General features: G+C 69.9%; 17 protein-coding genes. 9 read left to right on the plus strand and 8 right to left on the minus strand.

Going from position 1 to position 17,434, the window contains the following annotated elements:
- Positions 1-138: 138 nt before the first annotated feature.
- Positions 139-1,128, plus strand: a complete 990-nt coding sequence (gene hemB / locus ACFWY6_RS14880; RefSeq protein WP_384689488.1) for a porphobilinogen synthase — start codon at positions 139-141, stop codon at positions 1,126-1,128.
- Between the two features lie 64 nt (positions 1,129-1,192).
- Positions 1,193-2,170, plus strand: coding sequence for a zinc-binding dehydrogenase (locus ACFWY6_RS14885; RefSeq protein ID WP_384689490.1), 978 nt, complete (start codon positions 1,193-1,195; stop codon positions 2,168-2,170).
- A 15-nt stretch (positions 2,171-2,185) separates the two neighbouring features.
- Here ACFWY6_RS14885 and ACFWY6_RS14890 read toward each other — a convergent pair whose 3' ends face one another.
- Positions 2,186-3,064, minus strand: coding sequence for an NAD(P)-dependent oxidoreductase (locus tag ACFWY6_RS14890; protein WP_384689493.1), 879 nt, complete (start codon positions 3,062-3,064; stop codon positions 2,186-2,188).
- A gap of 214 nt (positions 3,065-3,278) precedes the next feature.
- Here ACFWY6_RS14890 and ACFWY6_RS14895 point away from each other — a divergent pair, with 214 nt between their 5' ends.
- From ACFWY6_RS14895 to ACFWY6_RS14905, 3 genes are all read left to right on the plus strand, one after another.
- Positions 3,279-3,752, plus strand: coding sequence for a carboxymuconolactone decarboxylase family protein (locus ACFWY6_RS14895; RefSeq protein ID WP_384689495.1), 474 nt, complete (start codon positions 3,279-3,281; stop codon positions 3,750-3,752).
- A gap of 93 nt (positions 3,753-3,845) precedes the next feature.
- Positions 3,846-5,120, plus strand: a complete 1,275-nt coding sequence (locus tag ACFWY6_RS14900; protein ID WP_384689497.1) for a helix-turn-helix domain-containing protein — start codon at positions 3,846-3,848, stop codon at positions 5,118-5,120.
- A 116-nt stretch (positions 5,121-5,236) separates the two neighbouring features.
- Complete coding sequence (locus tag ACFWY6_RS14905; RefSeq protein WP_384689500.1) at positions 5,237-6,445, plus strand: PLP-dependent aminotransferase family protein; 1,209 nt, start codon at positions 5,237-5,239, stop codon at positions 6,443-6,445.
- Between the two features lie 75 nt (positions 6,446-6,520).
- Here the strand turns inward: ACFWY6_RS14905 and argS are convergent, their stop codons facing one another.
- Positions 6,521-8,287: an arginine--tRNA ligase gene (argS, locus tag ACFWY6_RS14910; RefSeq protein WP_384689502.1), complete on the minus strand. Its 1,767-nt coding sequence runs from the start codon at positions 8,285-8,287 to the stop codon at positions 6,521-6,523.
- Between the two features lie 175 nt (positions 8,288-8,462).
- On the opposite strand from argS, the gene lysS reads away from it, so the two are divergent.
- Together lysS and ACFWY6_RS14920 are read left to right on the plus strand one after the other, a co-directional pair.
- Positions 8,463-10,208: a lysine--tRNA ligase gene (lysS, locus tag ACFWY6_RS14915; RefSeq protein WP_384689505.1), complete on the plus strand. Its 1,746-nt coding sequence runs from the start codon at positions 8,463-8,465 to the stop codon at positions 10,206-10,208.
- Positions 10,209-10,347: 139 nt separating this feature from the next.
- Positions 10,348-10,557 carry a hypothetical protein gene (locus tag ACFWY6_RS14920; protein ID WP_384689508.1) on the plus strand — a complete coding sequence of 70 codons (210 nt, stop codon included), beginning with the start codon at positions 10,348-10,350 and terminating at the stop codon, positions 10,555-10,557.
- 7 nt (positions 10,558-10,564) lie between these two features.
- On the opposite strand, the gene ACFWY6_RS14925 is transcribed toward ACFWY6_RS14920, so the two are convergent.
- The 3 genes from ACFWY6_RS14925 to ACFWY6_RS14935 all read right to left on the minus strand — a co-directional run bounded on the left by ACFWY6_RS14925 (position 10,565) and on the right by ACFWY6_RS14935 (position 14,016).
- Positions 10,565-11,956 (minus strand): DUF2637 domain-containing protein, encoded by a 1,392-nt coding sequence (locus ACFWY6_RS14925; protein ID WP_384689511.1) that lies wholly within the window; start codon positions 11,954-11,956, stop codon positions 10,565-10,567.
- A 184-nt stretch (positions 11,957-12,140) separates the two neighbouring features.
- Positions 12,141-13,007: a DUF3558 domain-containing protein gene (locus ACFWY6_RS14930; protein ID WP_384689514.1), complete on the minus strand. Its 867-nt coding sequence runs from the start codon at positions 13,005-13,007 to the stop codon at positions 12,141-12,143.
- Positions 13,008-13,125: 118 nt separating this feature from the next.
- Positions 13,126-14,016 (minus strand): DUF3558 domain-containing protein, encoded by an 891-nt coding sequence (locus ACFWY6_RS14935; protein ID WP_384689515.1) that lies wholly within the window; start codon positions 14,014-14,016, stop codon positions 13,126-13,128.
- A gap of 192 nt (positions 14,017-14,208) precedes the next feature.
- On the opposite strand from ACFWY6_RS14935, the gene ACFWY6_RS14940 reads away from it, so the two are divergent.
- A complete protein-coding gene (locus ACFWY6_RS14940) occupies positions 14,209-15,402 on the plus strand; it encodes an RtcB family protein (protein ID WP_360780887.1) in 1,194 nt (397 codons plus the stop codon).
- A 17-nt stretch (positions 15,403-15,419) separates the two neighbouring features.
- Here ACFWY6_RS14940 and ACFWY6_RS14945 read toward each other — a convergent pair whose 3' ends face one another.
- The 3 genes from ACFWY6_RS14945 to ACFWY6_RS14955 form a co-directional block, all read right to left on the minus strand.
- Positions 15,420-15,593, minus strand: a complete 174-nt coding sequence (locus ACFWY6_RS14945) for a hypothetical protein (protein WP_384689518.1) — start codon at positions 15,591-15,593, stop codon at positions 15,420-15,422.
- Positions 15,593-16,372, minus strand: a complete 780-nt coding sequence (locus ACFWY6_RS14950; RefSeq protein ID WP_384689521.1) for an SDR family NAD(P)-dependent oxidoreductase — start codon at positions 16,370-16,372, stop codon at positions 15,593-15,595. The genes ACFWY6_RS14945 and ACFWY6_RS14950 overlap by 1 nt, the downstream gene beginning before the upstream one ends.
- Positions 16,373-16,452: 80 nt before the next feature.
- Entirely contained in the window at positions 16,453-16,788 is a 336-nt protein-coding gene (locus ACFWY6_RS14955; RefSeq protein WP_160506481.1) for a YnfA family protein, read from the minus strand.
- A gap of 174 nt (positions 16,789-16,962) precedes the next feature.
- On the opposite strand from ACFWY6_RS14955, the gene ACFWY6_RS14960 reads away from it, so the two are divergent.
- Complete coding sequence (locus ACFWY6_RS14960) at positions 16,963-17,382, plus strand: MarR family winged helix-turn-helix transcriptional regulator (protein ID WP_384689550.1); 420 nt, start codon at positions 16,963-16,965, stop codon at positions 17,380-17,382.
- Positions 17,383-17,434 lie beyond the last annotated feature (52 nt).

The raw sequence follows: 17,434 nt of genomic DNA on the forward strand, positions 1-17,434 counted from the left end.
CTCACCCGGCCCCCGCGCCCCCCGAGCCCCCCCCACCCCGCGGGGGGGGGCGCACACCCCCCCCCCCCCCCCCCCGTTTCGGGATCGAGGTTGTGTGTGGCCGGGGATCACACAGAACAGCGTGAGGTGAGAGAGATCGTGACCAAGTACGGATCCTTCCCCGGGGCGCGGCCCCGTCGGCTGCGGACCACCCCCGCCATGCGGCGCATGGTCGCGGAGACCCGTCTTCACCCGGCAGATCTGATCCTGCCCGCGTTCGTACGCGAGGGGATCACCGAGCCCGTGGCGATCGGTGCCATGCCCGGCGTCGTCCAGCACACCCGCGACAGCCTGAAGAAGGCCGCCGTCGAGGCGCTGGAGGCGGGGGTCTCCGGGATCATGCTCTTCGGGGTTCCCGAGGAGGAGAAGAAGGACGCCGCGGGGACCGTCGGCACGGACCCGGACGGGATCCTGCAGCTGGCGCTGCGGGACGTACGCGCGGAGGTCGGTGACGACCTCATCGTCATGTCCGACCTGTGCCTCGACGAGTTCACCGACCACGGGCACTGCGGAGTGCTCGACGAGCAAGGGCGTGTCGACAACGACGCGACCCTGGAGCGGTACGCCGAGATGGCCCAGGTCCAGGCCGACGCGGGGGCCCATGTGGTGGGCCCGAGCGGCATGATGGACGGTCAGATCGGTGTGATCCGGGACGCGTTGGACCAGACGGGCCACGACGACGTGTCGATCCTCGCGTACACGGTGAAGTACTCGTCGGCCTTCTTCGGCCCGTTCCGCGAGGCCGTCGGGTCGTCCCTGAAGGGCGACCGCAAGACCTACCAGCAGGACCCGGCCAACGCCCGGGAATCCCTGCGGGAGTTGGCGCTCGACCTCGAAGAGGGCGCCGACATGGTGATGGTGAAGCCGGCCGGGCCCTACCTGGACATCCTGGCGCGGGTCGCCGACGCGGTGGACGTGCCGGTGGCGGCGTACCAGATCAGTGGCGAGTACGCGATGATCGAGGCCGCCGCCGAGCGGGGCTGGATCGACCGGGACAAGGCGATCATGGAGTCCCTCACCGGCATCAAGCGGGCGGGCGCGAACATGATCCTCACCTACTGGGCCACCGAGGTCGCCAAGCAGCTGTGACCGGTTGACCTCAAGCTTGCTTGAGGTTGCAGGGTGGTGTGCATAGACGTTCTGAGGAGGACATATGCGCGCCGTGGTTCTGCATGAGTTCGGGCCCGCCGAGAATCTGACGTACGAGACCCTGCCCGACCCCGTCGCGGGGCCGGGTCAGGTGCGGATCTCCGTGCGGGCGGCGGGAGTTCACTTCGTCGAGACCGTCATGCGGCGGGGCGACGCGAGCGACATGGCGCCGCCGCTGCCGCAGCTGCCTTCCGTGTTCGGCGGGGAGGTCGCGGGGGTCGTCGACGCGGTCGGGCCCGATGTGGATCCCGGCTGGCTCGGTCGGGCCGTCGTCACCTCGCGCAGCGTGCCCGGCGGGTACGCCGAGCTGGCCGTGGCCGAGACGGGGCAGCTGCACGAGGTGCCGGACGGGCTCGGACACGAGGCCGCCGTGACGATGGTGATGACCGGGGCGACGGCTATGGGGCTCCTTGATGTCGCTCAACTCACCTCCGACGACGTGGTGTTGGTGACGTCCGCCGCCGGCGGGGTCGGGCGGCTCGTCGTCCAGTACGCCGTGGAGCTCGGAGCCGTCGTGATCGGTGCCGCCGGCGGGCCCGACAAGGTCGAGGACGTCTGGGGGCTCGGCGCCGATCTCGCCGTCGACTACAACGAGCCCGGCTGGACGGACCTCGTGCGGGAGCGCCTCGACGGGCGGAGCGTGAGCGTCGTACTCGACGGGGTGGGCGGCGAGAAGTCCGCTGCCGCCTTCGGCCTGATCGGTGACGGCGGCCGGTACGTGGTCATCGGGTGGTCGTCCCAGGAGGGCTTCGAGCCGGACGCGGGTGTGCTGGAGCGGCGGGGGATCTCCGTCGCCAACGCCCTGCTGCGGCTGATCGAGCACCCCGAGGACGGGCCCGAACACGAGCGGCGGGCCCTGGAGGCCGCCGCCAAGGGGGAGTTGGTGCCCGCGGTGCAGACGTTCCCGCTGGCGGACGCGGCCCTGGCCCATGCGGCCATGGAGCGGCGGGAGACCACGGGCAAGGTCGTGCTCGTACCCTAGCCCGCACGCAGGGACCTAGTCCTTCTTCAGCAGGGTCGCCAGGCGCGAGAGGCCGTCCGCCGCGTGGCCCTCGGCGATCGAGCGGTCCAGGAGGCCCTGGAGCGGCGCGAACAGCTCGTCGCTGATGCCCGCCTGGGCGTACGCCGTAAGGAAGTTGGGCAGCGCGGCCTGGTTGATTTCGAGGGACGAGACGTCCGTGAGGTGCTGCCCGGAGTCCAGTGCCTCGGCCATACCGGGGACGAGACCGTTCGTCATGGCGTTGACCCAGTCCTTGAGCAGCGGCGCGAACTCGGTCGCCGGTACGCCCGCGCTGCCGATCAGCGCGTAGGCCTGGACGACGCCCATCACCATGCCGTACATGCCGGTGAGCAGGGAGAGGTCGTAGAGGGCCGCGAGACCGGGGTCCTTGCCGACCCACTTGGTGTCGGCGAGCGCGGCGAGGGTGGGGCGGTGCGTCGCGAAGGCGTCCTCGTCGGTGCCGCTGTAGAGGATGTACGCGGCGGGCGTCGCGATCATCTGCGGTACGGCCATGATGCCGCCGTCGATGTACGTGATGCCGTGGGCCGCCGCCCAGTCGGCCAACTCCCTTGCCTGGGCGGGCGTTCCGTTGGTGAGGTTCACGACCGTGCGGCCCGCGAGGGCGTCCGTCTCCGGGGTGAGGAGGGCGCGGACGCCGTCGTTGGTGGTGAGGCAGACGATGACGAGCGGTGCGGCCGTGATGGCCTCCGCGGCGGTCGCCGCCGGGGTCGCGCCCTGGGCGACCAACGGGCCGGTCTTGGCGGCGGTGCGGTTCCAGACGGTCGTCGGGTGGCCCGCCCTGATCAGCGCGGCGGCGAGGGCGGAGCCCATCAGGCCGAGGCCGAGGACGGATACGGGGGCGTTGTCGCTGGGCACGGGGGCTCCTTCGGAAGGGCGTCTGGGGATCGTCTGGGGATGCCTTTGATCCTCGGGGGGTCCTGCGGACGGGACAAGTACCGACTTTTTGGTGCGGTACTTACTGAAAGGTGTGTGAGCTGGTCAGGGCGGTGGACCAGGGGGATGTCACATCTTGGCGAGCCCGTCCGTCAGACATGTGTAGCCACAAAGAAGCGATACAGAGGAGTTCGTCATGGAAGCCAGGCTGAACCTGTTCGGCAACGAGGTCACCAACAAGCTCGTGCGGCACTTCAACTCGGCGGGCAAGGTCATCTCGGACTCGACGCTGCCCGCGGAGACGCAGGAGCTGGTGAAGATCCGCGCCAGCCAGATCAACGGCTGCGGATTCTGCACCGACATGCACACCAAGGACGCTGCCGCCGCCGGTGAGACCTCGGTGCGCCTCAACCTGGTCGCGGCCTGGCGCGAGGCCAAGGTCTTCAGCGACGCCGAGCGCGCCGCCCTGGAGCTGACGGAGCAGGGCACCCGTATCGCGGACGCGGCCGGCGGGGTCACCGACGAGGCCTGGGCGGACGCCGCCAAGCACTACGACGAGGAGCAGCTCGCCGCGCTGGCTTCCCTGATAGCCCTCATCAACGCCTACAACCGCGTGAACGTCATCGTGCAGCAGCCGGCGGGCGACTACGAGCCCGGCATGTTCGGGTGACCAGAAGTGGCCGGTAGCCCGAACTGCCGCACCCCTCCCGTCCGGCGGCGTGCTTGGATGGATCTCGGGGGTTGACGGCAGGGGAGGGGCTCGGTGGGCGGCGCGGGGGACTTCGCGGAGTTGTTGCGGGAGCTCAAGGGGCGGTCCGGGCTCAGTTACGGGGTGCTGGCCAAGCGGCTGCATGTGAGCACGTCCACGTTGCATCGGTACTGCAACGGGGATGCGGTGCCCACGGCGTTCGCGACGGTGGAGAAGCTGGCCCGGCTGTGCGATGCGTCGCCGGAGGAGCTGGTCGAGGTCCACCGGCGGTGGATTCTCGCCGACGCGGGGCGGGGGAAGCGGAGCTCTGCCGACCCTGGTGGCCCGGCAGCCGGGCCTGTGCCCGCCGACCCGCAGGAAGAGCAGCCGGCAGCGGCGGACGTACCGGCAGCGCGGCCTCGTGGCCGGCGGCGGCGTCGTGCCGTTGCTCTCGCTGCTGTGGCCGTAGCCGTGGTGCTTGCTTCAACCGCCCTTGCTCTGAACGGAGTTCCGGGCAAGGGCGGTGGAGACGGAGACGGCGGCAAGCGGAAGGGTGCCGCGACCGCCGGCGGCGGGCCCTCGGCCGCTGCTTCCGCCTCTCCCTCCAAGGGCGCGGAGCACGCGCCCGACGGCAAGGAGAAGAAGGAGCGCTCCGCCTCCGCGCCGCCCTCCGAAGGGCGCAAGGGCGGCGCGACCGGCGGCGGCGCCAAGTCCCCCGCCCCGCAAGGGGACGAGCGCCGCGGCGACCTCGGCGTGCCCCTCGCCGCGCGCACCAGGCCGTACGTCTACGAAGAGCCCTGCAGCCAGCACTTCCTGATCGACCGCAAGCCGAACCAGGTACCCCGGCCGCCGGTCGAGCAGGACGCCCCCGGCTGGGCCGCCGACCTCGGGGCCGTCTCGTCGGGCGAGCAGTTCATCGAGGTCACCCTGCAGGGCATGGGCAAGGACACCGTCGTACTGCAGGGCATGGACGTCCGCGTACAGAGCACCGCGTCGCCACTGGACTGGAACGACTACGCGATGGGAGTCGGCTGTGGCGGCGGCGTCGACACCAAGTCCTTCGGCGTCGACCTCGACGACGCCGCGCCGCGCGTCGCGCCCAAGGCGGGGCAGCGGGACTTCCCGTACAAGGTGAGCGAGAGCGACCCCGAGGTCTTCTACATCAAGGCCAACGCCGAGGCGCACGACGTCCGTTGGTATCTGGAACTGGAGTGGTCGAGCGGCGAACGGCACGGGGTGCTCCGCATCGACGACCAGGGCAAGCCGTTCCGCACCAGCGGCCGCGAGGGGCGGCCGACGTACGGCTGGCCCAACGGCGGCTCGCAGTGGATCGCCCCGCTCGACGGGTGAGCGCCCAGGAAGTCAGCGGCGGCGGCAGCCCGTCCGTATCCCGGAATGGCGCATGTAGGCGGCACCTACGTGCTTAGGGTGCGGGCACAGCTGTCCGAGCCGAAGGAGCCGCCGCCGTGACCGTGACCGAGCCCGCCCCTGCCGCAGTCCCCACGCCGCCGCTCGCCGCGCGTGCCGCCTCGGTCGGCGGCTCGCCGGTACGGGACATTTTGGCCGTCACCGCGCGGCCCGAGGTGATCAACTTCGCGGGCGGTCTGCCCGCCCCCGGCCTCTTCGACAAGGCCGGCATCGCCGCCGCCTTCGCCGCGGTCCTCGCCGAGCAGCCCGAACGCGCGCTCCAGTACTCCACGACCGAGGGCGAGCCGACGCTGCGTGCCGCCATCGCCTCACGCTTCGCGGTGCGCGGCCTTGCAACCGACGCCGACGACCTCGTGATCACCACCGGTTCGCAGCAGGCGCTCTCGCTCCTCGCCACCGCTCTCATCGAACCCGGCGAGACCATACTCGTCGAGAGCCCCTGCTACCTGGCGGCGCTGCAGGCCTTCGGGTTCGCCGGCGCGCACATCGTGCCCGTGCCCTGCGACGAGGCGGGCATCGACCCGGCCGCCCTCGACGAACTGGTCGCCCTGCACCGCCCCAAGCTGCTCTACACCGTCCCCACCTTCCAGAACCCCACCGGCCGCACCATGCCCGCCGAGCGGCGCGCCGCGATCGCGGACGTCGCGGCCCGCAGGGGGCTGTGGATCATCGAGGACGACCCCTACGGAGAGCTGCGCTTCGAGGGCGAGCGCGTGCCGTGGATCGCCTCGTACCCCGGGGCCGAGGACCGCACCGTACTGCTCGGCAGCTTCTCCAAGGTCATGGCGCCGGGCATGCGGCTCGGCTGGCTGCGGGGGCCCGCGGCGCTGCTGCGGGCCTGCGTCATCGCCAAGCAGGCCGCGGATCTGCATACGCCCACCGTCAACCAGCTTGCCGCGGCGCGGTACTTGGCGGACAACGATCTCGACGCGCATGTGGCTCGCGTCGCGGGGGAGTATCGGGTGCACCGGGACGCGATGCTCGCGGGGCTCGGCGATGCGTTGCCTGACGGGGCCGGCTGGATTCGGCCCGAGGGCGGCATGTTCGTGTGGGCGAAGCTGCCTGAGGGGTACGACACGGCTGCGCTGCTGCCGGAGGTCGTCAAGCATGACGTCGCGTACGTTCCCGGGGCGCCGTTCTATGCGGGGGAGCCGGATCGGTCGACGCTGCGGATGTGCTTTGTGACGCAGACGCCGGATGAGATTGCTGAGGGGCTGCGGAGGCTTGGGGGTGCGCTGGCGGGTTGAGATCTGCGGGCCGTATGTGGCTTGTCGCGCAGTTCCCCGCGCCCCTAAAAACCGGGGCGCGGGACCCTGCCGTGATCAGAGCCGCTCAGGCGTCCTGATGCCCAGCAGTGCCATTCCCTGGTGGAGGGTGCGGGCCGTGAGGTCGCAGAGGAACAGGCGGTTCTCGACCTGGGTCGGGGTGTCCGCCTTGAGGACCGGGCACTTGTCGTAGAACGTCGTGTACAGCGACGCCAGTTGGTAGAGGTACGCCGCCAGCTTGTGCGGTGCGTACTCCGCCGCGACCTCCGCCACCGTCTCCGCGAACTGGTCCAGGTGCAGGCCCAACGCTCGCTCCGCGTCGGCCAGTTCGAGCTCCGGGTGGGCCTTCGGGCGCACGTCGCCCGCCTTGCGCAGGATCGACTGGATACGGGCGTACGCGTACTGGAGGTACACCGACGTGTCGCCGTTCAGCGACACCATCTGGTCCAGGTCGAACTTGTAGTCCCGCACCGCCGACGTCGACAGGTCCGCGTACTTCACCGCGCCGATGCCCACCTGGGCGCCGCGCTCGGCGATCTCCTCGTCCGAGAGGTCCTGGGCCTTCTCGCGGACGATGGCCGACGCGCGGTCGATCGCCTCGTCGAGGAGGTCGATCAGGCGCACCGTCTCGCCCTCACGGGTCTTGAACGGCTTGCCGTCCTTGCCGAGGACCGTGCCGAAGCCGAGCTGCACCGCCGTCACGTTCTCCGTCAGCCAGCCCGCCCTGCGGGCCGTCTCGAAGACCATCTTGAAGTGCAGGGACTGCCGCGCGTCCACGACGTAAAGCAGCGTGTCCGCCTTCAGGTTGAAGACGCGGTCGCGGATCGCGGAGAGGTCGGTCGCCGCGTACCCGAAGCCGCCGTCGGACTTCTGGACGATCAGCGGGGACGGGTTGCCGTCCGGGCCCTTCACGTCGTCGAAGAAGACGCACAGAGCGCCGTTCGACCGGACCGCGACGCCGGACTCCTCCAGCATGCGGCAGGTCTCCGCCAGCATGTCGTTGTAGCCGGACTCGCCGACGATGTCGGCGTCGGCGATCTCCACGTCCAGCTTGTTGAAGACCGAGTAGAAGTAGACCTTCGACTCGTCGACGAACCGCTGCCAGATCGCGAGGGTTTCCGGGTCGCCCGCCTGCAGGTCCACGACCCGGCGCCGGGCCCGCGTCTTGAACTCCTCGTCGGCGTCGAAGAGCACCTTCGAGGCCTTGTAGACGCGGTTGAGGCCGGACATCGCCTCCTCGCCCGCCTGCTGGCCCTCGGTGTGCTCGTGGCCCAGCTCGTCCGGGTGCTCGATCAGGTACTGCACGAGCATGCCGAACTGGGTGCCCCAGTCGCCGATGTGGTGGCGCCGGACGACCTTCTCGCCGGTGAACTCCAGGATCTGGACCACCGAGTCGCCGATGACCGAGTTCCGCAGGTGGCCGACGTGCATCTCCTTGGCCACGTTCGGCTGGGCGTAGTCGATGACCGTCGTGCCGGGGTGCTCCGCGTACGGAACGCCGAGGCGGTCCGTGTCGGCGTACCGCGCCGCGAGGTTCTCGGTGATGGCCTTGTCGGTGACCGTGATGTTCAGGAAGCCGGGGCCCGAGACCTCGACGTCCTTGATCAGGTCGGGGGCGGTGATCGCCGAGACGACCTGCGTCGCAAGCTCCCGCGGGTTCGCCTTCGCCTTCTTGGCGAGGGCCAGGATCCCGTTGGCCTGGAAGTCGGCCCGGTCGCTTCGTCGCAGCAACGGATCGGCGGCGCCGGCTTCCGGCAGTGCAGCCGAGAGGGCGTCCGCGATGCGCTGGTGGACGGAGGCGGTGAGGGACGTGACCGAGGCCATGGAGTGGATGCCGTTCTCCTCGAGGTGCAGATAGACCCGGCCAGTATCCCACGGGGGGTAAAGGGGTTTTCGCGGGCGGAGGTCCGGGCGGGCGGGGGAAAAGCGGTTTTCGCGGTTGCGGGTGGAGCTGGGAGAATGGCTGCGTCAAGCGGTACTCACGTAGAAGAAGAAAGGCGTGCCGATCGTGGCTCAGAGCACCGATACCACCGACTGGGTCTCCCGCTACGCGGACGAGGTCATCGCCGAGTCGGAGCGTCGTGCCCCGGGCAAACCGGTCGTCGTCGCGTCCGGACTCTCCCCCTCCGGCCCCATTCACCTGGGCAATCTGCGCGAGGTCATGACCCCGCACCTGGTCGCCGACGAGATCCGGCGGCGCGGGCACGAGGTCAGGCACCTGATCTCCTGGGACGACTACGACCGGTACCGCAAGGTCCCGGCCGGCGTCCCCGGCATCGACGAGTCCTGGGCCCAGCACATCGGCAAGCCGCTCACCTCGGTGCCCGCACCGGCCGGGTCCGCGTACCCGAACTGGGCCGAGCACTTCAAGGCGGCCATGACGGAGGCGCTCGACGAGCTGGGTGTCGAGTACGACGGCATCAGCCAGACGGAGCAGTACACGTCCGGGGTCTACCGCGAGCAGATCCTGCACGCGATGAAGCACCGCGGCGACATCGACGGGATCCTCGACCAGTACCGGACCAAGAAGGCCCCGGCGAAGAAGCAGTCGCAGAAGCCGGTCGACGAGGCCGAGCTGGAGGCCGCCGAGGGCTCCGGCGCCGCGAGCGAGGACGACGGCAGCGGCGGCACCAGCGGGTACTTCCCGTACAAGCCGTACTGCGGCGCCTGCGAGAAGGACCTGACGACCGTCACCTCGTACGACGACGAGAGCACCGAGCTCGCGTACGTGTGCGCGGACTGCGGGCACACCGAGACGGTGCGGCTCAGCGAGTTCAACCGGGGCAAGCTGGTCTGGAAGGTCGACTGGCCCATGCGCTGGGCCTACGAGGGCGTGATCTTCGAGCCGAGCGGCGTGGACCACTCCTCTCCCGGGTCGTCCTTCGTCGTCGGCGGGCAGATCGTCCGCGAGATCTTCGACGGCGTGCAGCCGATCGGTCCCATGTACGCGTTCGTGGGGATCTCGGGGATGGCGAAGATGTCGTCGTCCAAGGGCGGCGTGCCGACCCCGGCCGACGCGCTGAAGATCATGGAGGCGCCGCTGCTTCGCTGGCTGTACGCGCGGCGCAAGCCCAACCAGGCCTTCAAGATCGCCTTCGACCAGGAGATCCAGCGGCTCTACGACGAGTGGGACAAGCTGGACGCGAAGGTCGCCGACGGGTCCGTGCTGCCCGCCGACGCCGCCGCGCACTCGCGTGCCGTGCGCACCGCCGCCGGTGAACTGCCGAAGACGCCGCGCCCGCTGCCGTACCGGACGCTCGCGTCCGTCGCGGACATCACGGCCGGCGCCGAGGACCAGACCCTGCGGATCCTGCGGGACCTGGACCCGTCCGACCCGATCACCTCGCTGGACGAGGCGCGGCCGCGGCTCGACCGCGCCGAGAACTGGATCACCACCCAGGTCCCGGCCGACGCGCGGACGATCGTGCGCTCGGAGCCGGACGCGGAGCTGCTCTCGTCCCTGGACGACGAGGGGCGCGAGTCGCTGCGGCTGCTCCTGGAGGGCCTGGACTCGCACTGGTCCCTCGACGGTCTCACCCACCTGGTGTACGGCGTGCCGAAGGTGCGGGCCGGGTTCTCCGCGGATGCCACGGCGAAGGAACTGCCGCCGGAGATCAAGGTCGCGCAGCGGTCGTTCTTCGCGCTGCTCTACCGGCTGCTGGTGACCCGGGAGACGGGGCCGCGGCTGCCTACGCTGTTGCTTGCCGTGGGTGCGGAGCGGGTGCGCAAGCTGCTTGGCTCTTAGCGGTACGTGAACGGGGGCGCCGTCCAGTGGTCTGGGCGGCGCCCTTTCGCGTGCCGCAGGCCGGCTGCATCCTTCGGACTACGCGGAGATCCGACGAGGGCAGGACGAACAGTGCCCCGGGCCGGGTGATCGTGGAGGCATGAAGGAAATCAGTGCCATCGTCGGATGGGTCGTCGGGATTCAGGGCGGACTTGGCTTCTTCGGGCGCGTCTTCGGGGACGGGCCGTGGGGCCTCGTCCACAAATGGTGGGACGTGCCGACCCCGGGCTACCTCGCCATGTTCCTCGTGGGCGCCGCCCTCGCCTTCTGGGGCGAGAGCAGCAAGGTCCGCGCCCGCAGCGGGGGTTGAGCCCCCGTTACGCGCTGAACTCGGAGTCCAGTTCCTCCTGGTAGCGGCCCCGGAAGTCACGCAGGTACGGGCGCAGGGTGCTCTCCGCGGGAGGGCCGCCCGCCTGGCCCGTGACGCCGTACAGATCCATCAGGTACAGGCCGAACTGGCGGGCGTTGGGGTAGTCCCCGAGCTCGCTCACGTACTTGCGGAACGCCGCGAAGTACGCCTCGTCGCGCGACACGTCGTCCGGGAGACCGGACGCGTCGTCGGGCAGTGTCTCCGGGGCCTCCTCGCGCACGTCGTCCTCGGGCGCCTGCTCCTCGCGCGGGCCCGGAATCAGATGCTGGCCGCCGAGCTGCCGCGTGCGGCCCGGACCCGCGGGCACGGGGAACTCGGGCTCGGGGGCGGGCGCAGCACCCGCGCCCTGCTCGTCGAAGTACGCCTGCTGCTGCTCCAGATACGCCTGCTGCTCGGCATAGGCCTGCTGATCCGCGTACGCCTGCTGCTCCGCGTACCACTGATCGTGCGGCTCTTCAGGAACGTATGAAGGCTGCTGAGCCGCGAACCACGGGCTCTCGTGCGCGGCCGCGGGCTGCTGCTCTTCCGGCGACTCCGCCGACTCTCCCGTCTCCCCCTGCACGACCGGCAGCGGCTCCGCCTGGACCCGCGGCGCGGTCAGTTCCGGCTGCAGCGGCTCCGCCGAGACCGGCGCGGGCGGCAGCAGTGCCGGCTCGATCCCCGCCGCGGCGAGCCCCGCGGGCGCCGTCTCCGCCAGCGGTACGCCGAAGCGCGCGAGCCGCAGCGGCATCAGCGACTCCACCGGAGCCTTGCGGCGCCAGGAGCGGCCGAAGCGGGCCTGGAGACGGGCCTGGTAGATGAGGCGGTCCTGCTCCAGCTGGATGACCTGCTCGTACGAGCGAATCTCCCACAGCTTCATACGGCGCCACAGCTTGAAGGTGGGCACGGGGGAGAGGAGCCAGCGGGTCAGGCGCACACCCTCCATGTGCTTGTCCGCGGTGATGTCCGCGATCCGGCCCACCGCGTGCCGCGCCGCCTCCACGGCGACCACGAACAGGACCGGGATGACGGCGTGCATGCCCACGCCCAGCGGGTCCGGCCAGGCCGCCGCGCCGTTGAAGGCGATCGTCGCGGCCGTCAGGAGCCACGCCGTCTGGCGGAGCAGCGGGAAGGGGATACGGATCCAGGTCAGGAGGAGGTCGAGCGCCAGCAGGACGCAGATGCCCGCGTCGATGCCGATCGGGAAGACCACCGAGAAGCTGCCGAAGCCCTTCTTCTCGGCCAGCTCGCGCACGGCCGCGTACGACCCGGCGAAACCGATACCGGCGATGACGACCGCACCGGCGACGACCACGCCGATGAGTATTCGGTGCGTGCGTGTCAGCTGCATCGCGGCCACCCGCGAACCCCTCCCTGTTCGGTTTGTTGCGAGCGACAGCCTGGCACACGTATGCGGAAGACGGTGTGCCGGTACGGCAGGAGCCCGGCCCATCAGGGGCCGGGCTCCACAACTGCCTTGACGGCACCGCGAGTTGCCCGCGGGGCGGGCAGCGGATGCGCCGGTTCTTGCGCCAGCTCTTGCGCTAGCTCTTGCGCTTCTTCGGGCTGGACGAGTCGTCCGAGTCGCTGCCCGAACCGTCACCGGAGCCCGAACCCGAGTCGGAACCGGAGCCCGCGCTCGAACCCGAGCCGCTGCCCGAGCCGCTGCCCGAACCGGCCGACTTGTTCGCCGAGACGACCGCCGCGGCGGCCTCCTTCGCGGCCTTCTGCGCGTCCTTCGTCAGATCCGACGCGCTCGGCGCCTTGTCGCCCGCCAGGCCCGCGCCGTTGTAGTCGATCGTGATGACCGCGTTCTCCACGCGTGTCACGACCGTCTGCTGCTTGAAGCTTTCCTTGTCCTTCTTCAGGTCGTACCGGACGGTCGTCGTCTGGTCGCCCACGCCAGGAACCGGCTCGGTCTTGACGCCCTTCGCGTCCTTCGTCTTCTGCGCGTCCGCGACCTGGTTGGCGAAGCTCTCCTGCGCGCGCTTCTCGCCGCTGCCCAGGGATGCGTCCGAGTCGAAACGCATCAGCGAGACACGGAGCCAGCGGAACTGCGAGCCGTCGACGCCGTTGTTCTCCAGGCTGTCCCACGTGCAGGTGCCGCGCGTCGATGTGTCGTCGGAGTCGCCGGCCTTGCCCGACTTGTCCTTCGCCTTCGGGACCAGGTCCTCGAGCGTCTTCTTCGAGAGGACCTCACACGGCTCGGGCAGCTTGCCGAACGCGGCCTTCTCCACCGCCGCGGGCTTGTCGCCCGCCTTGGCCGGGGAAGAGGCCTTCGAGCCCGAGTCCTTCTTGGCCCCGTCCGAGCCCGAGTCGGAGTCGGAGGAGCAGCCGGAGGCAACGAGGATCACCGGTACGGCGGCTGCGCAGGTGAGTATGCGGGTGAGTCGCTGTGCTGGTCGGTGCATGGTTCCTTCACTCAAGTCACTCAGGACGGCTACATCATCGGTTCGATGGGCCACGGTACGCCGTGCTCGCGGCGGACGACTCCGCTTCCCGTGAGCCGGTCGCCCGTCCGAACCGCCGCTAATCGGCGAAACCGTCGGCCAGGCTGCTCGCCAGTTCCTGCGCCTTGTCCTGCATTTCCTTGCTGTCGGGGATGTCGGTGCGACGCCCCGGCTGCTCGTCGTACTCGATGGTCACAATGACGTTCGACGTGCGGAACACCACAGTCACCGTGCGGTGCCGGGTGGCGGAGGCGGAGGTGGTGAGGGCGTCGTCGAGGAAGGCCTCGTCGCCGAACTCGTCGAGGACGCGGGGCTGGAGTCCGGCCGGGGTGGCGGCGTCCTCGGGCGAACCGCTGGAGGCACCACCGCTCGCCTCGTCGTCCCCCTTCCCCTTGCCCTTCCCCTTCTCCTTGTCGCCCGACTTGCCGGATTCACCCGCGTCTGCGCTGCTGGCGCCGTCCGAAGGCTCGCCACCGGCGTCGGCATCGGCATCGGCATCGCTCGAAGCGCTACCGGAAGGCTCAGGCAGATCCGCCTTCTGCACCTTCGACGCATAGACCTCGGTGGCACGGGTGTCATCACTGACGGCGGTGTCGTACGACACGACCCGCTCGAAGTCGACGAGAAGGTGGTGTGTGGCGTCCGGGGACTCCACCTTCCACCGGCAGCCCACATGCCGGTCGGTGTCGTACGTGACGGTGGGCTCACCCTCGTACGCCTTCTCCTGCTGCTCCTCGTCCGGCATCTCCGCGATGCCCGGCAGCATCGAGTCGAGCGTGTCGAGGTCGACCTCGCCGCAGGGCTCGGGGAGCGTGCGGTACTTGCCCGGCTCGGCGGCCGCGGTGGAGCTGCCGGGCTCGCCGGGCTTCGAGTCGTCGGCTTCTCCGCCGAGCCCGCCACCGCCGGTGCAGCCGGCGAGCAGCACCGCGAGGAGAGCCGCGACGCCTGGTACGTAGGCCTTCCGCTGCACCGTATGGGCTCCTTCTCGCCGGGGATGTCGGGGGATATTCGGTTGCCGCTGGTGGGCGACCGGTGGACACAATGTGTATCGCACGCACAGCCGTGGACGCCGGTCCGTCATCCGATTCGTTGACCTTGGCGCCGGTATTTGCGTTTCAAGACTTTCAATACTTTGGTTCAGCTACGGGGGAATGAGGACGTTATGTCGTACGTGGAGGTTCCCGGGGCAAAGGTACCGATCCGCATGTGGACGGACCCGGCCTCGGTCGAGGACGTGGCGCTGCAGCAGCTGCAGAACGTCGCGACGCTGCCCTGGATCAAGGGCCTGGCGGTCATGCCGGACGTCCACTACGGCAAGGGCGCGACGGTCGGCTCGGTGATCGCGATGCAGGGCGCGGTGTGCCCCGCGGCGGTGGGTGTGGACATCGGCTGCGGGATGTCGGCGGTGAAGACGTCCCTGACGGCGAACGATCTGCCGGGGGATCTGTCGCGGCTGCGGTCGAAGATCGAGCAGGCGATTCCGGTCGGGCGTGGGATGCATGACGACGCCGTGGATCCGGGCCGCCTGCACGGGTTCGCCACCTCGGGGTGGGAGGACTTCTGGGGGCGGTTCGACGGGGTCGCCGATGCGGTCAAGTTCCGCCAGGAGCGGGCCACCAAGCAGATGGGGACGCTTGGATCCGGAAACCACTTCATCGAGTTCTGTCTCGACGAGTCGGGTTCGGTCTGGCTGATGCTGCACTCCGGTTCCCGGAACATCGGCAAGGAACTCGCCGACCACCACATCGGCGTGGCCCAGAAGCTGCCGCACAACCAGGGCCTGGTCGACCGTGACCTCGCGGTCTTCGTCGCGGACACCCCGCAGATGGCGGCGTACCGGAACGACCTCTTCTGGGCCCAGGAGTACGCGAAGTACAACCGCTCGATCATGATGGGGCTCTTCCAGGACGTGGTCCGCAAGGAGTTCAAGAAGGCGAAGGTGACCTTCGAGCCAGTGATCTCCTGCCACCACAACTACGTCAGTGAAGAGCGGTACGACGGGATGGATCTGCTGGTCACCCGGAAGGGCGCGATCCGCGCCGGCAGCGGTGACTTCGGCATCATCCCGGGGTCCATGGGCACGGGCTCGTACATCGTGAAGGGTCTCGGCAACGAGAAGTCCTTCAACTCGGCCTCGCACGGCGCGGGTCGGCGGATGAGCCGGAACGCCGCGAAGAAGCGCTTCTCGACGCAGGACCTGGAGGAGCAGACGCGGGGCGTCGAGTGCCGCAAGGACTCGGGTGTCGTGGATGAGATTCCGGGCGCCTACAAGCCGATCGAGCAGGTCATCGATCAGCAGCGGGATCTGGTTCAGGTCGTGGCCAAGCTCAAGCAGGTCATCTGCGTCAAGGGGTGATCCGCCGCGAGCGGAGGCTACTTCGCGTGCTTGATCGCGAAGATCATCACGAACGCGATGATGTGGATGCCGAAGAGGAAGTACGCCAGGTACCACCACATCAGCTTCTCGTTCTTCGTCTCCTGGGTCAGCCGCCGCTGTTCGGCGGTCGGTTCCGGCCCAGGGGACGGTGTCTCTTCGGGGGTCGGCATCACAGTTCCCTGTGGACCTTTGTGTTCGAGGCCTGGGCGCGGGGGCGGACCACCAGGAGGTCGATGTTGACGTGCGGCGGGCGGGTGACCGCCCAGGTGATCGTGTCCGCCACGTCGTCCGCCGTGAGGGGGGCGGCCACGCCCGCGTAGACCTTCGCCGCCTTCTCCGTGTCGCCGCCGAAGCGGGTCGTGGCGAACTCCTCCGTCTTGACCATGCCGGGGGCGACCTCGATCACGCGGACCGGGGTGCCGACGATCTCCAGGCGGAGGGTCTCGGCGAGGACGTGCTCGGCGTGCTTGGCGGCCACGTAACCGCCGCCGCCCTCGTATGTGCCGTGGCCGGCGGTGGAGGAGAGGACCACGATCGTGCCGTCGGCGCTCGCGGTGAGTGCGGGGAGCAGGGCCTGGGTGACGTTCAGGGTGCCGATGACGTTCGTCTCGTACATCTGGCGCCAGTCGGCGGGGTCCCCCGCGGCGATCGTGTCGGCGCCCAGTGCGCCGCCCGCGTTGTTGACCAGGACCGCGACCTTGCGGAAGGCGGTCGCGAACTCGTCCACGGCCGCGCGGTCGGTGATGTCGAGCGCGTACGCCATCGCGTCGTGGCCCGCGGCCGTGAGCTCCGCGGCGAGTGCCTCGATGCGGTCCTTGCGGCGGGCGGTGAGGACGACGCGGTAGCCGGCGGCCGCGAGCTGCCGTGCGGTGGCGGCGCCGATGCCGCTGCTCGCGCCGGTGACGATCGCGATGCGGGAGGCGGGCGCGGCGTTCGCGGCGGCGGTCATGGCTGCTCCTTGGGCGTCCTGATGCGTACGTACGTTCTTGCGCTGTCCTTCGCCAAGGATAGGCGGGGCCATCGTTGTCCTCAGCGGCCTCTCGGGGCGTACATGATCACTGCCATGCCCGCGAGGCAGATCAGCGCGCCCGTCACGTCCCAGCGGTCGGGCCGGTAGCCGTCGGCGACCATGCCCCAGGCGATCGAACCGGCGACGAAGACGCCGCCGTACGCGGCGAGGATGCGGCCGAACTCGGCGTCCGGCTGGAGGGTGGCGACGAAGCCGTACACGCCGAGCGCGATGACGCCCGCGCCGATCCAGGCCCAGCCCTTGTGCTCGCGCACGCCCTGCCAGACGAGCCAGGCGCCGCCGATCTCGAAGAGGGCCGCGAGGGCGAAGAGGGCGGCGGAGCGGGCGATGAGCATGGGGAGATCGTGGCATGGGCCGCCCTGGGTGCCGCTCCGGCTCGGATCTCTGCGTCGTACGATTTCTGTCTGACGCAGATGTCTGGAGGAGGGTGGTCCGTCGTGGCCAGCAAGAAGACCGGTGGGCGGCGTGCGGCTCTGGTGGACGAGTTGTCCGTCGAGTCGCGGCGCTACATGGCCTCGTACGCCCTCTTCAATCAGGCCGTCGCCGATCATCTGAAGCTGCACCCCACGGATCTGCAGTGCGTGAACCTGCTCAGCCTGGAGGCCGAGCCCGTCACCACGGGCCGTATCGCCGAGCTGACCGGTCTGACGACCGGCTCGGCGACGCGGCTCGTCGACCGTCTGGAGAAGGCGGGCTATGTCGTGCGCGAGCGGGACGCCGCCGACCGGCGCAGGGTTCTGGTCTCGACCGTGCCGGAGAAGGTCGCGGAGTTCGGGCGGATGTGGGGCAGGCTCAGCGGCGGCTGGTTCGCCCTCTTCGAGCGGTACGACGACGATGAACTGGCCCTGCTGATCGGCCACATGCGCCGCACCGTGGAGTTCAGTGCGGCGCAGGTGGCGCGGTTGCGGGGCGGGGAGCTGGACGACTGAGTAGCCCCGTAAGGGGCGCGGGGAACTGCGCGACAAGCCCCCACCGGCCCGC

Origin of the sequence: Streptomyces sp. NPDC059037 (assembly GCF_042740015.1) — a bacterium.
Taxonomy (GTDB): Bacteria; Actinomycetota; Actinomycetes; order Streptomycetales; family Streptomycetaceae; genus Streptomyces.

Coding starts and splice junctions, on each gene's coding strand:
- ACFWY6_RS14930 (WP_384689514.1), bottom strand. CDS start 13,007: ATGCACCGACCAGCACAGCGACTCACCCGCATACTCACCTGCGCAGCC.
- ACFWY6_RS14955 (WP_160506481.1), bottom strand. CDS start 16,788: ATGCTCATCGCCCGCTCCGCCGCCCTCTTCGCCCTCGCGGCCCTCTTC.
- ACFWY6_RS14895 (WP_384689495.1), top strand. CDS start 3,279: ATGGAAGCCAGGCTGAACCTGTTCGGCAACGAGGTCACCAACAAGCTC.
- ACFWY6_RS14885 (WP_384689490.1), top strand. CDS start 1,193: ATGCGCGCCGTGGTTCTGCATGAGTTCGGGCCCGCCGAGAATCTGACG.
- ACFWY6_RS14920 (WP_384689508.1), top strand. CDS start 10,348: ATGAAGGAAATCAGTGCCATCGTCGGATGGGTCGTCGGGATTCAGGGC.
- ACFWY6_RS14950 (WP_384689521.1), bottom strand. CDS start 16,372: ATGACCGCCGCCGCGAACGCCGCGCCCGCCTCCCGCATCGCGATCGTC.
- ACFWY6_RS14940 (WP_360780887.1), top strand. CDS start 14,209: ATGTCGTACGTGGAGGTTCCCGGGGCAAAGGTACCGATCCGCATGTGG.
- ACFWY6_RS14960 (WP_384689550.1), top strand. CDS start 16,963: ATGGCCTCGTACGCCCTCTTCAATCAGGCCGTCGCCGATCATCTGAAG.
- ACFWY6_RS14945 (WP_384689518.1), bottom strand. CDS start 15,593: ATGCCGACCCCCGAAGAGACACCGTCCCCTGGGCCGGAACCGACCGCC.
- argS (WP_384689502.1), bottom strand. CDS start 8,287: ATGGCCTCGGTCACGTCCCTCACCGCCTCCGTCCACCAGCGCATCGCG.